Source organism: Paraburkholderia lacunae (assembly GCF_003353175.1).
In the GTDB taxonomy this organism is placed as follows: Bacteria; Pseudomonadota; Gammaproteobacteria; order Burkholderiales; family Burkholderiaceae; genus Paraburkholderia; species Paraburkholderia lacunae.
In genome coordinates, this window is sequence record NZ_QHKS01000003.1 from 1 (window position 1) to 15644 (window position 15644).

Annotated in this window: 10 protein-coding genes and 1 pseudogene; 6 read left to right on the plus strand and 5 right to left on the minus strand. The window is 62.3% G+C overall.

Annotation, left to right across the window (positions count from 1 at the left end):
* Positions 1–120: 120 nt before the first annotated feature.
* Together DLM46_RS04815 and DLM46_RS04820 are read right to left on the minus strand one after the other, a co-directional pair.
* A pseudogene (locus tag DLM46_RS04815) lies at positions 121–696 on the minus strand (TolC family protein); the annotation flags it as partial.
* Between the two features lie 49 nt (positions 697–745).
* A complete protein-coding gene (locus DLM46_RS04820; RefSeq protein WP_115099647.1) occupies positions 746–1261 on the minus strand; it encodes a MarR family winged helix-turn-helix transcriptional regulator in 516 nt (171 codons plus the stop codon).
* Between the two features lie 312 nt (positions 1262–1573).
* Between DLM46_RS04820 and typA the strand changes: the two genes are divergently transcribed.
* The 6 genes from typA (at position 1574) to DLM46_RS04850 (ending at position 11418) form a co-directional block, all read left to right on the plus strand.
* A complete protein-coding gene (gene typA, locus DLM46_RS04825) occupies positions 1574–3400 on the plus strand; it encodes a translational GTPase TypA (protein WP_115099648.1) in 1827 nt (608 codons plus the stop codon).
* A gap of 375 nt (positions 3401–3775) precedes the next feature.
* Positions 3776–6637, plus strand: a complete 2862-nt coding sequence (locus DLM46_RS04830; RefSeq protein ID WP_115099649.1) for a 2-oxoglutarate dehydrogenase E1 component — start codon at positions 3776–3778, stop codon at positions 6635–6637.
* Between the two features lie 153 nt (positions 6638–6790).
* Positions 6791–8074 (plus strand): 2-oxoglutarate dehydrogenase complex dihydrolipoyllysine-residue succinyltransferase, encoded by a 1284-nt coding sequence (gene odhB / locus DLM46_RS04835; protein ID WP_115099650.1) that lies wholly within the window; start codon positions 6791–6793, stop codon positions 8072–8074.
* A 112-nt stretch (positions 8075–8186) separates the two neighbouring features.
* Complete coding sequence (gene lpdA / locus DLM46_RS04840) at positions 8187–9617, plus strand: dihydrolipoyl dehydrogenase (RefSeq protein ID WP_115099651.1); 1431 nt, start codon at positions 8187–8189, stop codon at positions 9615–9617.
* Between the two features lie 91 nt (positions 9618–9708).
* On the plus strand, positions 9709–10806 hold the full coding sequence (gene zapE, locus DLM46_RS04845; protein WP_115099652.1) for a cell division protein ZapE: 1098 nt from the start codon (positions 9709–9711) through the stop codon (positions 10804–10806).
* A 162-nt stretch (positions 10807–10968) separates the two neighbouring features.
* A complete protein-coding gene (locus DLM46_RS04850; RefSeq protein ID WP_115099653.1) occupies positions 10969–11418 on the plus strand; it encodes a transposase in 450 nt (149 codons plus the stop codon).
* Positions 11419–11572: 154 nt separating this feature from the next.
* On the opposite strand, the gene DLM46_RS04855 is transcribed toward DLM46_RS04850, so the two are convergent.
* The 3 genes from DLM46_RS04855 to DLM46_RS04870 form a co-directional block, all read right to left on the minus strand.
* Positions 11573–12058 (minus strand): DUF2147 domain-containing protein, encoded by a 486-nt coding sequence (locus DLM46_RS04855; protein WP_115099654.1) that lies wholly within the window; start codon positions 12056–12058, stop codon positions 11573–11575.
* Between the two features lie 227 nt (positions 12059–12285).
* Positions 12286–13995 carry a ShlB/FhaC/HecB family hemolysin secretion/activation protein gene (locus DLM46_RS04865; RefSeq protein WP_115099656.1) on the minus strand — a complete coding sequence of 570 codons (1710 nt, stop codon included), beginning with the start codon at positions 13993–13995 and terminating at the stop codon, positions 12286–12288.
* Positions 13996–14262: 267 nt separating this feature from the next.
* Complete coding sequence (locus DLM46_RS04870; protein ID WP_115099657.1) at positions 14263–15639, minus strand: collagen-like triple helix repeat-containing protein; 1377 nt, start codon at positions 15637–15639, stop codon at positions 14263–14265.
* Positions 15640–15644: the final 5 nt, after the last annotated feature.

Genomic DNA, 15644 nt, shown 5'->3' on the forward strand with positions numbered 1-15644 from the left:
GATCTTCATGCCGAAAATCCGAGAGTAAACGCGAAATCCGCATTGTTAACAACCCCCTTCTGGCTGCTTTGCTATTCCACCATCGTTTCTGGAAGCGTCGATTTGTGTATAACGAGATGGGTTATAGGTGCTCGCCACCGATGCGGCGAGCGTCACGCGCGCCTGCTGCATGTCGGCCTCGGCGGCCTTTTCCTGCGAAACGGCCTGGCCCAGGCGCTGGCGATTCTTGCCCCACAGGTCAAGATCCCACGACGCGCTAGCCAGCACGTTGTTTTCGCTATACCAGGCGCCGCCGAACGGAGGCGGGTAGAGCGCATTGCCGGAGAACAGCTCGCGGGTCCACGAATAGCTGCCGTTCACCTTCGGGTACAGCGCCGAGCGCGAGCTCTCGATATACGAGGAGGCCTTCGCAAGGCGCGCCTGCGCCTGAGCGATCGACGGGTTGCCGTCGAGCGCTTCCGCAATCAGCTTGGGCAGTTGCGGGTCGCCGAACTGGTTGGCCCAGTCGAGCGACGGCCATTGGCCATTCTCGCCGGGCAGGCTCTGGGTGGACTCGTACTGAGCCGGCGACGCGATCTGCTTGTCGTTTTTGATACCGAAGTAGTTCGCGCACCCCGTAAGGGCGAGCGCCGTCACCGCGGCGGCGACGGCGGCCCGGCTCGACAGCGCGGGCGCGGACAGGGAAAGGGATTTCATCGCTCGACTCTTTGAGTGGAATGTAATGATGGACACTGCAAGCAATTTATTACGACTTGCTGTCGAAATTGCTTGCTGCATCACGGGTTAATCCCGTCTGTTCGCCGGAATTGATGAGCACACGGCGCAGCATGCTCTTCAGGAAACCCACTTCTTCGGCGGTGAAACCGCCTAGCAGACTGTCCAGCACGCCGGTGAAAATCGCCGGCATTTTTGCCGCGATCGCATGACCTTCCGGCGTCAACGCAAGCCGGACGACACGCCGGTCCTCGTTGCTGCGCACCCGTGTCAGCAAGCCGCGCTTTTCCAGCCGGTCGATCAGGCGCGTGACGGCGCTTGCGTCGATGCCATATTCGCGCGCCAGTTCGGCCGCCAGCAGACATTTGCCGCTGGCCACCATGAACAGGATGCTGCCTTGCTGGCTGGTGATGCCGAGTTCGGCCATGCTGCGCTGGGTGACCAGATTGGACATGGTCGATTTCACCCGCGAGATCAGATAGCCGACGCTTTCGCCTAGCTGGTACTCGCTGAGGTCCGGCAGGGGGGAAGGGGACGGCTCCATCATGATTCTCGTGCGAATGCAATGGTTGACTAGGCAGGATTATAGGGGGCGGTTGATTGACGCGGCAAGCGTTATTACAGCTTAGGCAAGGAACTTTTGCCGCTCAAGGCATAAACGTGGGGGGGCGTAGGATTCGGCTGGCGTGTGGCGGGGGCTAATCTGATGCACCGCTGCGTGGAAGACGTCAGGCCTATCAGGGAATACCAGAAACGTTCATTGGCGCGTGCTATAATGTTGGGTTCCCAAAAGTGCGCTTTGGGCTTGTCGTGGTTTATATAAGCAACCGGCGCACTCCCAACTGTCTCCAGGTTTCCTATGACCCGCGCCCTACGCAACATCGCCATCATTGCCCACGTCGACCACGGCAAAACTACGCTCGTCGACCAGCTCCTTCGCCAGACCGCCACGTTCCGCGAGAACCAGGCAGTGGTCGAGCGGGTGATGGACTCGAACGACATCGAAAAAGAACGTGGCATCACGATTCTGTCGAAGAACTGCGCGGTCGAGTACGAAGGCACGCACATCAACATCGTCGACACCCCGGGCCACGCGGACTTCGGCGGTGAAGTGGAGCGCGTTCTGTCGATGGTCGACTCGGTGCTGCTGCTGGTGGACGCAGTCGAAGGCCCGATGCCGCAAACGCGCTTCGTGACCAAGAAGGCGCTCGCGCTCGGCCTCAAGCCGATCGTCGTGATCAATAAGGTCGACCGGCCGGGCGCGCGGATCGACTGGGTGATCAACCAGACCTTCGATCTGTTCGACAAGCTGGGTGCGTCGGACGAGCAGCTCGACTTCCCGATCGTCTACGCGTCGGGCCTGAACGGCTACGCCGGGTTGACGCCGGACGTGCGCGAAGGCGACATGCGTCCGCTGTTCGAGGCCGTGCTGCAACACGTGCCGGTCCGCCCGGCTGATCCGGAAGCGCCGCTGCAGCTGCAGATCACGTCGCTGGATTACTCGTCGTACGTCGGCCGTATCGGCGTGGGCCGCATCACGCGCGGCCGTATCAAGCCGGGCATGGCCGTTGCCGTGCGTTCGGGCCCCGATGGCGCGATCCTGAACCGCAAGATCAACCAGGTGCTGTCGTTCAAGGGTCTGGAGCGCGTGCAGGTCGAATCGGCTGAAGCCGGCGACATCGTGCTGATCAACGGTATCGAAGAAATCGGTATCGGCGTGACTATCTGCTCGCCGGAGCAACCGGAAGCGCTGCCGATGATCACCGTCGACGAACCGACGCTGACCATGAACTTCCTCGTGAATTCGTCGCCGCTGGCCGGCCGCGAAGGCAAGTTCGTCACGAGCCGCCAGATTCGCGACCGCCTGATGAAGGAGCTGAACCACAACGTCGCGCTGCGCGTGAAGGAAACCGGCGACGAAACCACGTTCGAAGTGGCGGGCCGCGGCGAGCTGCACCTGACCATTCTCGTGGAAAACATGCGTCGTGAAGGTTACGAGCTGGCCGTGTCGCGTCCGCGCGTGGTGATGCAGGAAATCGACGGCGTGAGGCACGAGCCGTACGAAAATCTGACCGTCGACATGGAAGACGGCCACCAGGGCGGCGTGATGGAAGAGTTGGGCCGCCGCAAGGGTGAAATGCTCGACATGGCGTCGGATGGCCGTGGCCGTACGCGTCTCGAATATCGTATTTCGGCACGTGGCCTGATCGGCTTCCAGTCGGAATTCCTCACGCTCACGCGCGGCACGGGCCTGATGAGCCATACGTTCGACTCGTACCAGCCGGTCAAGGAAGGCTCGGTCGGCGAGCGTCGCAACGGCGTGCTGATTTCGCAGGACGACGGCGCCGCAGTCGCCTACGCGCTGTGGAAGCTGCAGGATCGCGGCCGCATGTTCGTGTCGCCGGGTGAGCCGCTGTACGAAGGCATGATCATCGGCATTCACAGCCGCGACAACGACCTGGTCGTGAATCCGATCAAGGGCAAGCAGCTGACCAACGTGCGTTCGTCGGGTACGGACGAAGCGGTGCGCCTCGTGCCGCCGATCCAGATGTCGCTCGAATACGCAGTCGAGTTTATCGACGACGACGAGCTAGTCGAAGTCACGCCGCAATCGATCCGTCTGCGCAAGCGCTACCTGAAGGAACACGAGCGCCGCAGCGCAAGCCGTAAGGGCGCAGTGGACTAAATAGGCGGCAGCCTTGAACGGCTCGATGTCAGACAGAAGCCACCTTCGGGTGGCTTTTGCCGTTTCTGCGTCCCAGCATGACTTGCGCGCCCTTGGTCGCGGCTTGCTTTCCGTTTGTGGTTGTTTGTCCCCATTTGTTGCAGAAGTCCGTTGCAGGAACTGAAAACTGGCCAGAAAGCCCATCCTGGCAAGGCTCGAGCGACAATCCGTCTGCTATCTGGACTATCCGTTATGTGATATGCTCCCCGGGTGCAAAGTTTTAGGTCCTTCCAAGCAAGACTTGATTCGCGCAATCCGCTAAACGGTCAGGCCGTGTCGCGGAAGGTTCTGTAACCCGCTATTTCTCGAGAAACTCGAAGAAAGGTGAGCGTAAAAATGATGAAGCAATTCCAGTCGAACTCTTATCTGTTCGGCGGCAATGCTCCGTACGTAGAAGAAATGTACGAAGCGTATCTCGATAATCCGGCGTCAGTGCCCGAGAACTGGCGCAGCTATTTCGATGCGTTGCAGAACGTGCCTGCATCGGATGGCAGCAATGCCAACGACGTGGCCCACGGCCCGATCGTCGAATCGTTCGCTCAACGGGCCAAGGCCAACGCCTTCATCCCACGCACGGCTACCGGCGGCGAAGATCTCGCTACCGCACGCAAGCAAGTCTATGTGCAGTCACTCATCGGCGCATATCGCTTCCTCGGCACGCAATGGGCCAACCTCGATCCTCTGAAGCGCCGCGAACGTCCCGCTATCCCCGAACTTGAACCCGCGTTCTACGACTTCACTGAAGCCGACATGGACCAGGAGTTCAGCGCCACGAATCTGTATTTCGGGTTCGAGCGCGCATCGCTGCGCGAGATCGTCAAGGCGTTGCGTGACACGTACTGCGGCACGATCGGCGCCGAGTACATGTACCTGAGCGATCCGGAACAAAAGCGCTGGTGGAAAGAGAAGCTCGAGTCGATCCGTTCGACGCCGAATTTCTCCAATGAAAAGAAAAAGCACATCCTGAATCGCCTGACGGCCGCTGAAGGCCTCGAGCGCTTCCTGCACACCAAGTACGTCGGCCAGAAACGCTTCTCGCTCGAAGGCGGCGAAAGCTTCATCGCGTCGATGGACGAAGTCGTGCGTCATGGCGGCGCCAACGGCGTGCAGGAAATCGTCATCGGTATGGCTCACCGTGGCCGTCTGAACGTGCTGGTCAATACGCTCGGCAAGATGCCGGCGGACCTGTTCGCCGAATTCGAAGGCAAGCACGTCGACGACCTGCCGGCCGGCGACGTGAAGTACCACAAGGGTTTCTCGTCGGACGTCTCGACCGATGGCGGCCCGGTTCACCTGTCGCTCGCGTTCAACCCGTCGCACCTCGAAATCGTCAACCCGGTGGTCGAAGGCTCGGCCAAGGCCCGGATGGATCGTCGCGGCGACGACAGCGGCCTGCAAGTGCTGCCGGTACAGATCCACGGCGACGCGGCCTTCGCCGGCCAGGGCGTCGTGATGGAAACGCTGAACCTCGCACAAACGCGCGGTTACGGCACGCACGGCACGCTGCACATCGTCATCAACAACCAGATCGGTTTCACGACGTCGGATCCGCGCGACTCGCGCTCCACGTTGTACTGCTCGGACGTAGTCAAGATGATCGAAGCGCCGGTGCTGCACGTGAACGGTGACGATCCCGAAGCGGTCGTGCTGGCTACGCAACTGGCGATCGACTTCCGGATGCAGTTCCACAAGGACGTCGTCGTCGACATCGTCTGCTTCCGCAAGCTGGGCCACAACGAGCAGGACACGCCGGCGGTCACGCAGCCGCTGATGTACAAGACGATTGCGAAGCATCCGGGCACGCGCGCGCTGTACGCTGAAAAGCTGGTGCAACAAGGTGTGATCACCGCGCAAGACGGGGAAGAGTACGTCAAGGCGTACCGCAAGGCGATGGACGAAGGCCATCACACGATCGATCCGGTGCTCTCGAACTACAAGAGCAAGTACGCGGTCGACTGGGTCCCGTTCCTGAATCGCAAGTGGACCGACGCAGCCGACACGGCTGTGCCGCTTGCGGAACTGAAGCGCCTCGCTGAGCGCGTCACCACCATCCCCGAAAACTTCAAGGTTCACCCGCTGGTCGAGCGCGTCATCAACGACCGTCGCGCGATGGGCCGTGGCGAAGCGAAGCTCGACTGGGGCATGGGCGAACACCTCGCATTCGCGTCGCTGGTCGCATCGGGCTATGCCGTGCGCCTGACCGGCCAGGATTCGGGCCGCGGCACGTTCACGCACCGTCACGCGGTGCTACACGATCAGAACCGCGAACGCTGGAACGACGGCACCTACGTGCCGCTGCAGAACATCGCCGAAGGCCAGGCGAAGTTCACGGTGATCGACTCGGTGCTGTCGGAAGAAGCGGTGTTGGGCTTCGAATACGGTTACTCGACTGCTGAACCGAATACGTTCGTCGCGTGGGAAGCGCAGTTCGGCGACTTCGTGAATGGCGCGCAAGTCGTGATCGACCAGTTCATCTCGTCGGGCGAAGTGAAGTGGGGCCGTGTTTCGGGTCTCACGATGCTGCTGCCGCACGGTTACGAAGGTCAGGGTCCGGAGCACTCGTCGGCACGTATCGAGCGTTTCCTGCAACTGTGTGCAGACCACAACATGCAGGTCGTTCAGCCGACCACGCCGGCGCAGATTTTCCACCTGCTGCGCCGTCAGATGATCCGACTGTTCCGCAAGCCGCTGATCGTCGCTACGCCGAAGTCGCTGCTGCGTCACAAGGAAGCCGTATCGGATCTGTCGGAACTGGCGAAGGGCGCGTTCCAGCCGATTCTCGGCGAAGTGGACGAAGCCATCGACGCGAAGAAGGTCAAGCGCGTGATCGCCTGCTCGGGCCGCGTGTACTACGACCTCGTCGCGCATCGCCGTGAAGCGAAGGCGAACGACGTCGCGATCATCCGTATCGAACAGCTCTATCCGTTCGCGCATAAGCAGTTCGAAGCGGAAATGAAGAAGTACGACAACGCGACCGAGGTGGTCTGGGTGCAGGACGAGCCGCAGAATCAGGGCCCGTGGTTCTACATCGAGCACCACCTGAAGGAAGGCATGAAGGACGGGCAGAAGCTGGCATACAGCGGCCGTCCGGCTTCGGCCTCGCCGGCAGTCGGCTACTACGCGAAGCACTACGAGCAGCAGAAGGCGCTGGTCGAAGGCGCTTTCGGCCGTCTCAAGAGCTCGTCGATCGCTAAATAAACACAAGAGCCGAACCGGGAAAGCGCGCTGCGCTTTCCCGTGCCTCATCCAGTGAGCAATTTGATGGTTCATTGGCGGCATTCGAGGTTCGCAGGCGGTCGTCCGGTCGTTGATAACCGCGCCGTCACCCGATACGTATTCAGGATATTCATAATGGCTATTGTTGAAGTCAAGGTTCCCCAGCTCTCCGAGTCGGTCTCGGAAGCCACGATGCTGCAGTGGAAGAAGAAGCCCGGCGAGGCTGTTGCTCAAGACGAAATTCTCATCGAAATCGAGACCGACAAGGTCGTGCTCGAAGTGCCGGCACCGGCTGCTGGCGTGCTCGCGCAAGTGATTGCGAACGACGGCGACACCGTCGTCGCTGATCAGGTGATCGCGAAGATCGACACCGAAGGCACGGCAGGCGCCGCGGCTGTCGAAGCCGAAGTCAAGCCGGCACCTGTTGCCGCACCGGCACCGTCTGCGGCGCCGGCTCCTGCCGCTCAAGCCGCATCCGCAACGGGTGCGAACACTGCTGCTTCGCCGGCTGCCGGCAAGCTGTTGGCCGAAAAGGGTCTGTCCGCCGGCGACGTCGCAGGCTCGGGCCGCGACGGCCGCATCACCAAGGGCGACGTGTTGACCGCCGGCGCTCCTGCTGCGAAACCTGCTGCACCGGCACCGGCTGCCGCACCGAAGGCCGCCAAGCCGTCGCTGCCGGACGTCAAGGCGCCGGCATCGGCCGAGCAGTGGCTGAAGGACCGCCCGGAACAACGCGTGCCGATGTCGCGTCTGCGTGCGCGTATCGCAGAGCGTCTGCTCGAGTCGCAACAAACCAATGCCATCCTCACCACGTTCAACGAAGTGAACATGGCGCCGGTGATGGACCTGCGCAACAAGTACAAGGACAAGTTCGAGAAGGAACACGGCGTGAAGCTCGGCTTCATGTCGTTCTTCGTCAAGGCGGCTGTCCACGCGCTGAAGAAGTTCCCGCTCGTGAACGCGTCGATCGACGGTAACGACATCGTCTATCACGGCTACTTCGACATCGGTATCGCTGTCGGTTCGCCGCGCGGTCTGGTGGTGCCGATCCTGCGCAATGCGGATCAGCTGAGCCTCGCCGAAATCGAGAAGAAGATCGCCGAATTCGGCCAGAAGGCCAAGGACGGCAAGCTGTCGATCGAAGAGATGACCGGCGGCACGTTCTCGATCTCGAACGGTGGTGTGTTCGGCTCGATGCTGTCGACCCCGATCATCAACCCGCCGCAATCCGCCATTCTGGGCGTGCACGCCACCAAGGAACGCGCTGTGGTCGAAAACGGCCAGATCGTGATCCGCCCGATGAACTACCTGGCGTTGTCGTACGACCATCGGATCATCGACGGCCGCGAGGCGGTGCTGTCGCTCGTCGCGATGAAGGACGCGCTGGAAGACCCGGCTCGCCTGCTGCTCGACTTGTAATCGCGGCGTTTGTCGCGATTCAGGTAGTACCGTCTCCAGCATTCCGCAGTACAGGAACGGCGCGCGCCACGAAGCGTGGCCGCGCGCCGTTCCGTCAAGAAAAAGGATTGTCATGTCCAAAGAATTTGACGTCGTCGTGATCGGCGCCGGCCCCGGCGGCTACATCGCCGCAATCCGCGCAGCGCAGCTCGGCAAGACCGTCGCATGTATCGAAAAGTGGAAGAACCCGGCTGGCGCGCTGAAGCTCGGCGGCACGTGCCTGAACGTGGGTTGTATTCCGTCGAAGGCGCTGCTCGCGTCGTCGGAAGAATTTGAAAACGCGCAGCACCACCTTGCCGATCACGGCATCAACGTGTCGGACGTGAAGCTCGACATCTCGAAGATGCTGGCCCGCAAGGACGGCATCGTCGACAAGATGACCAAGGGCATCGAGTTCCTGTTCCGCAAGAACAAGATCACGTGGCTCAAGGGTCACGGCAAGTTCACCGGCAAGACGGATGCCGGCGTGCAGATCGAGGTGAGCGGCGAAGGCGAGACCGAAGTCGTCACGGCGAAGAACGTGATCATCGCAACGGGCTCGAAGGCGCGTCATCTGCCGAACGTGCCGGTCGACAACAAGATCGTGTCCGACAACGAAGGCGCACTGAGCTTCGACACCGTGCCGAAGAAACTCGCCGTGATCGGCGCAGGCGTGATCGGTCTGGAACTGGGCTCGGTGTGGCGCCGTTTGGGCTCGGAAGTGACCGTGCTCGAAGCGCTGCCGGAATTCCTCGGCGCAGCCGATCAGGCGCTGGCGAAGGAAGCCGCCAAGCAGTTCAAGAAACAAGGTCTGGACATCCACGTGGGTGTGACGGTCGGCGAAGTGACGGCGACCGGCAACAGCGTCACGTTGAACTACACGGACAAGGACGGCAATGCGCAGACGTTCGAAGCCGACCGCCTGATCGTGTCGATCGGCCGCGTGCCGAACACCGACAACCTCGGCCTCGAAGCGATCGGCCTGAAGGCCAACGAACGCGGTTTCATCGACGTCGACGCACACTGCGCGACGGCCGTGCCGAACGTGTACGCGATCGGCGACGTGGTGCGCGGCCCGATGCTCGCGCACAAGGCCGAAGATGAAGGCGTGCTGGTTGCCGAAATCATCGACGGTCAGAAGCCGCATATCGACTACAACTGCATTCCGTGGGTGATCTACACCGAACCGGAAATTGCGTGGGTCGGCAAGACCGAGCAGCAACTGAAGGCTGAAGGCCGCGAAGTCAAGACGGGCCAGTTCCCGTTCATGGCGAACGGCCGCGCGCTGGGCATCAACAAGGCGGATGGTTTCGTCAAGATGATCGCCGACGCGAAGACCGACGAACTGCTCGGCGTGCACATCATCTCGGCGAACGCATCGGATCTGATCGCGGAAGCCGTGGTGGCGATGGAATTCAAGGCGGCGTCGGAAGACATCGGCCGTATTTGCCATCCGCACCCGTCGCTGTCCGAAGTCATGCGCGAAGCGGCCTTGGCCGTCGACAAGCGCGCGCTGAACATGTAACCAGCGCACGCCTGACTGATCGCAGCACTCCAGCATCACCACGAAGGCGGGCGGGTTCACTCCCTCCCGCCTTTCTTTTTGCCGCAACACGATGAACGTCACCGAATACTACGAAAAAGAACTGCAGACGCGGGGTTATCAATCGGACCCGGCGCAACGCGCGGCGGTCGACCGTCTGCAGCGGTGCTATGAAGAGTGGGTCGAGTACAAATCGCGCCGCTCGAACGCGTTCAAGAAACTGATCATCCACCCGGATCTGCCGCGCGGCGTGTACATGTGGGGCGGCGTAGGGCGGGGCAAGAGCTTCCTGATGGACAGCTTCTACATGATCGTGCCGGTGCAGCGCAAAACGCGGCTGCATTTCCACGAGTTCATGCGCGAGGTGCATCGCGAACTGGAGGAACTGAAAGGCCGGGCCGATCCGCTCGACGAACTCGCGCGCCGTATCGCAAAGCGCTACCGGCTGATCTGTTTCGACGAATTCCATGTGTCGGATATCGCTGACGCGATGATCCTGTACCGACTGCTCGACAAGCTGTTCGAGAACGGCGTGCAATTCGTGATGACGTCCAATTACGATCCGGACACGCTGTATCCGGACGGCCTGCATCGCGACCGCATGCTGCCGGCCATCGAACTCATCAAGGCGAAGCTCGACGTGATCAACGTCGATGCGGGTATCGACTACCGCCAGCGCACGCTGGCCCAGGTCGAGGTGTATCACTCGCCACTCGGCGCGGCGGCGGACAAGGCCCTGCGCGACGCGTTCTCGCGTCTGGCCGCGGTGCCCGATGAAAGCCCGATTCTGCACATCGAGAAGCGGGAGTTGAAGGCGCTGCGCAAGGCGGACGGCGTCGTATGGTTCGATTTCGCGACCCTGTGCGGCGGTCCGCGCTCGCAGAACGACTACCTCGAGCTGGCGAGCCGTTTTCACGCGGTGATCCTCTCCGCCGTGCCGCAGATGTCGGTGCGTATGGCTTCGGAAGCGCGCCGCTTCACGTGGCTGATCGACGTGTTCTATGACCACAAGGTCAAGCTGCTGATGTCCGCGGCGGTGCCACCCGAACAACTGTACGTCGATGGACCGATGGCCAACGAGTTCACGCGCACGGTGTCGCGCATCGTCGAGATGCAATCGAAGGAATATCTCGACGCGCCGCGGCGGATCGTCGACACGTCGCTGACCTGAGGGTTCGCCTCATCCGCGCGGCGGCGCTGTTGCGATAGAGCGCGGTCCGCTTGCCAAAGAGGCTGCGTCCAAAGGCGTATTTTCAAGATTCGGAGTGGTCTTATATTCCGTCCGAAGAGGACTGGGTATCTTCTTTGTCATGGTTCTGACAAAGGAGAAACCATGAATCCATACCGTGATATCAATGACGAAGAATGGCAACGCGTCGCACCGTTGCTCCCTGAATTGCGTCCGCGCTCCGAACTGCGTGGCCGGCCGTTGGCCAATACTCGCGCGGTGCTCAACGGCGTACTGTGGGTGATGCATAGCGGCGCGACCTGGTCGGCCATGCCGCGCAAATATCCGTCGTATCAAACCTGCCATCGCCGCTTCAAGGCATGGTACGAGTCCGGCGTGCTCAAGCGTGTGGTGGATCAATTGTTCGGCGCGGCAAGCGAAGAACTGTGCAGCCTGATGGAAGCGCGCATGCGTACTCAAGTCGGCCCGGAAGAGAAGAGCGCGCAGGCAGGCTCGACTCCGGGCACAGCCCCCGCGGCGTACGACCCCGTATCGGCCAGACCTGTACCGCCTTCGCCGTTCGCGTATGTGTCGCCCTTCAAGCACGCGGCATGACGACGCTAACGAATCGGATCACATCAAGCAACAAAAAAACGGCCGAACGATAGAGATCGTCGGCCGGTTCTTCAGACTCTCTCCTGACAGCAGTGGCGGCCCGCTGCTGACCCATTCCAGCACGTCAGGCGGACATGCCTGATCTACGCGCGGACTATTGCTGACGTACCCACGTCTGCGAGCGGCCAAGCAGCGACACGCCGATATAGCCGCGCACCACCAGCTTGTTCCCGCCGTCTTCCAGGTGCATCTTGCACTTGTAGACCTTGCCGTTTTCCGGGTCGAGAATCTGCCCGTGATCCCAGCCGTCGCCGTCCTTTTTCATATCGTTGATGATCGTCATGCCGAGAATCAATTGATCCTTGCGCTCGTCGGTACATGCCGCGCAGCGGCGATCCGGCTGGTCGTTCGCGCCCAATCCCTTGATCACTTTGCCGTTGAGCGAGCCGGCGCCGTCCTGGCTGATCTGCACGAGCGCCTTGGGCTGGCCGGTATGATCGTCGATGGTTTGCCAGGTGCCGACCGGGCTGTCGGCCTGCGCCATCGCGGTCATGGCGCTGGCGAGCAGCACGCCGGCGACGGCGGCCTGTTTGGCTGTGCGGACCACAATTGCGCGGGCGCGTTGAGTGAATTGCGTCATGTCTTCCTCCTTGATGAAAATCGGCGCGATCCTGGTCGCGCGGCCTTATTGGCATCTCGCGCTATCGCTGACGATAGGCGGCCGCGATGCCTCGTGTCGTCTCGCAGGTTTCACTTCGGCTGCGTCGGTCGAAACGCGCGGGGCGAACAACGTCAGCGCAGAATACGTGAAAGTGCGCGCGCCGTTTGATAGTGGAACCTCTAATCAGAGCGCGGCGCTTTTCGTCGTCAGTTCAGCTGGTAGGAAAACGTCGCGTTGATGCGCGGACTGCGTGACGCGCTTTCCACCGGCGCGTCGCCGACCGCCTTCGCGACCGACAAATCCAGGCTGTAATACTTCGCGTCCGAAATCCGGAAGCCGAATGCAAGCGACGACAATTTCGACGGCGAAGGCGTACCCGCATGCAGATACACGCGCGCCATGTCGAACGAAATGTACGGTGTGAAAGTGCGCAGGTAAGTGAAACCAGGCGTGAACGCACGGTTGATTTCGAACATCGCCCCCCAGCCCGAATCCCCCGACGCCTCACCCGGTTGATAGCCCTGTGCGAAACGTTGCGCGCCGAACGAGATCTGCTCCGATGTCGGCAGCGACACAGCGCTGTACTGACCGGTCAGCGAAACCGCGGTGCCGAGCTTCAGCGGCCACTCGTTGGTTTGCGAGAAGCTCGCGCCGGTGCGCACAAAAGTGATCGACGCAGGATTGACGACGGGCGAACCGGGAACGTTCGAGTCGCCGGATTTCGACGCGCCCAGGATATCGAAGGCCTTCGCAATATTCAAACTGGCGCGTCGCGTCTGGCCGGTCTGCACGCTGGCGTAGTGGGCCTGCACTTGCATCACCCGCACCTGCGAGCGCAAACCGATCTGCGCGCCGGTCGCATGGTTGTTGTAGCGATCCTCGTCGTGCGATGCGTAGACGGTGGCCGTGCCAATCAAGCTTTGCGTGTTGCTCAACAGAATTGGATAGGCGAGCGAACCGCTGAGCTTGTCGTTGATTACCGTGCGCTCGATGTAGGACGGCAGCCCGGGGTTGTCGACCGGATTGCCGCGATAGTGCGACGCGTCGATCTTCGCGATCAGCCCGTTGCTGCCAATCGGCACCGCACCGTGCGCGGCGAGATAGGTGACGTTGTCCCGCCCTTTCGGCAGCAGTGCGGACACGCTCAGCTGTTCGCCGAGCGCGGTCAGGCCGTTCTCGGTGGCGCTCAGGAGGCCTTGCACGCCGGGATGATTGAAGTCGATGCCGGTGCTGACGTTCAGCGGCTTGTGCTCCACGTTCAGCTCGAGCGTGGTGGCGCCGTCGGTGTTTTGCGGCGGTGCCACGTTGGCTGCGACCTTCACGCCGGGCAGCAGGCCCAGCACATTGATGTAGCGCTCGAAGGTGACGCGCCGCAACGGCCGGTCGGCCGTAATGTGGTCGGCGATCGCGCGGATCTTGTCTTCGACGGCCCCCGCCTTGCCCGTCACCTTGACCGCGGATACATAACCCTCGACTACCGTCACGCGCACCACGCCGGCTTCGAAAGTCTGCGCGGGGATGAACGCGAACGACAGTGCGTAGCCGCGGTCCTGATACAGCCTGGTGACGCCGTTGGCGACCTGAATCAGATCGCCGATCGTGATGTCTTTGCCGACGAGCGGCGTGAAGCGTTGCGCCACCTCATCGAATGGAATGGACTTGACGCCTTCGACCTGTACGCGCGAAGGCGTCAGATGGCGGGCCAGCAGTTCCTGAAGTTGCGGGGCTTGCGGCGCCACCTGCAGCGTGACGTTCGGCCCTTTGTCGGGCGTTTTGATCTGCGGCAGCGAATCCATCGGATTGCCGCCGACTGCCGAACCGCCCGGGCGTGCCTGCGCTTGCGCTTGCCCCTGTAATGCGCTGGCCCAGAGGGCCGCGAGCACGAAGGTCCATTTACTACCGTACCCGAGTTTCATCGGATTTTCCTCGTATGCCGTTCTTGTCGTGCGAGCGTGCCGCCTGGCCGGGCTGGTCGCGATCGCTTATGTATGGCTGCACGCATACTGCCATGCTGGTCTGTATTACGTCACGTGCCCAGTTGGCTCGAGCGCCGGCTGCGGAACTAGCGACAAAAACGGCGCGCGGAGCACGTGGTGAGGCGGACTGCGTCTGCGCGCTGCGTCATGTGACCGTTAATGCGAGGACGGCTTATGCGCGCGACATGGGAGAACGACTTATGCGGACTACTTATGGCTTGCCGGCAGTAAGCCACCGAGCAGCGTCGTGACGCCGTTCGTCGTGCCGCTTGTGCCGCTCGAGCCGCCCGAGCCGCTCGTTGAACCTGCGGCGGAGCTGAGCGTGCCGGTCAACTGGCTAACCAGTGCGGTCACGGGCGCGAGCAATTGGCCGCTCGCGCTGCTGCTCGACGTGCTGCCGGTGACGCCGGAAAGCGCACTCGTCAGCGACGACAACGGGCTCGTCGAACTACCCGTGCTGCCCAACGCCGAGGTCAGCGAACTCAGCGGCGTGCCGTTCAGCGTCGACGTCAAACCCGACAGCGGCGTTCCACCCAGCAGCGTCGACACCGAGCCGAGCGGATCGTTGCCGAGCCCGAGACTGGCCGCCGTGCCTTGCATCGGTCCGAGCGGGCTGCTGTTGGCGGGCGGCCCGTTGGCGACGTTCGCCGTCGTGCTGCCGACAAGACTCGTGATCAGGCCGGGAATCGGCATCGTGCCGTTCGGTCCGTTGGGATTGACGAGGCCGCCCGCGTTCGTCACCGTGCTGCCTAGCGAGCCGACCAGGTTGCCGAGGTCCGCACCGGCCGGGTTCTGCGTCGTGGAGCCGAGTTGCGAACCGGCCGAGCTCAATGCTCCGCCCACTTGCGCAAGCACGCCGCCGACCGGCGCGCCGAGGCCAGTCTGCGTGCCCACGGCTTGCGTGACGAGTCCTGCGGTCGTCACGAGCGGCGTGATCGCGGTGCTGATCGGTTGGGTGATCTGTTGCACGGGCGCGGAGCCCAGCACATTGCCCAGCGTCGCGCCGCCGGCGTTCAGCGCTCCCGCGGTGGTCGACAGCGCACTCGCAAGCGGCGTGGTGAGCGGCGACAGCGGCGCGAGATTGCCTGCGCCCAAACCGCCGACAGCGGTGCTCAAACCTTGCACGACACCGCTCGTCGAACTGACCACCGAGCCGAGCCCGGCGACTGTCGTGCCGACCGGGTCGGAGGTCGTGCCGATCTGGCCGACGCCGCTGCTCACCGCGTTGGCCAGCGCGTTCATCGTGCCGCTGCTGTTCGACACGGCGTTGGCGAGACCTTGCGTGACCTGCGGACTGACGCCCGGGATGGTCTGCGCGGCGATCGTGCTGCCAAGGTCGCTGGTGGTCTGCGCGGCGGCGGTGCCGACGCCGCTGGTGCCCGACGTCGTGGTGGTGGTCGGGCCGCCGCTGCTCGAATTCGGGCCGCCCGCGCTACCGTTGCTGGATGCGCTCGGTGGTGCAGTGACGCCATCGCCGCCACACGCGGCGAGCAGGCCAGCGACCGCAACGGCGAGCAACGGCGCGCGCAACGACGACACCGTCGCGCATGCCGCATGGAGAGTAAAAAAACGTTGATTGGACATGTGTG

What these genes read in the sequence shown, in the direction of transcription:
- DLM46_RS04820 (WP_115099647.1), bottom strand. Translation starts at nt 1,261, where the DNA reads ATGATGGAGCCGTCCCCTTCCCCCCTGCCGGACCTCAGCGAGTACCAG.
- typA (WP_115099648.1), top strand. Translation starts at nt 1,574, where the DNA reads ATGACCCGCGCCCTACGCAACATCGCCATCATTGCCCACGTCGACCAC.
- DLM46_RS04830 (WP_115099649.1), top strand. Translation starts at nt 3,776, where the DNA reads ATGATGAAGCAATTCCAGTCGAACTCTTATCTGTTCGGCGGCAATGCT.
- odhB (WP_115099650.1), top strand. Translation starts at nt 6,791, where the DNA reads ATGGCTATTGTTGAAGTCAAGGTTCCCCAGCTCTCCGAGTCGGTCTCG.
- lpdA (WP_115099651.1), top strand. Translation starts at nt 8,187, where the DNA reads ATGTCCAAAGAATTTGACGTCGTCGTGATCGGCGCCGGCCCCGGCGGC.
- zapE (WP_115099652.1), top strand. Translation starts at nt 9,709, where the DNA reads ATGAACGTCACCGAATACTACGAAAAAGAACTGCAGACGCGGGGTTAT.
- DLM46_RS04850 (WP_115099653.1), top strand. Translation starts at nt 10,969, where the DNA reads ATGAATCCATACCGTGATATCAATGACGAAGAATGGCAACGCGTCGCA.
- DLM46_RS04855 (WP_115099654.1), bottom strand. Translation starts at nt 12,058, where the DNA reads ATGACGCAATTCACTCAACGCGCCCGCGCAATTGTGGTCCGCACAGCC.
- DLM46_RS04865 (WP_115099656.1), bottom strand. Translation starts at nt 13,995, where the DNA reads ATGAAACTCGGGTACGGTAGTAAATGGACCTTCGTGCTCGCGGCCCTC.
- DLM46_RS04870 (WP_115099657.1), bottom strand. Translation starts at nt 15,639, where the DNA reads ATGTCCAATCAACGTTTTTTTACTCTCCATGCGGCATGCGCGACGGTG.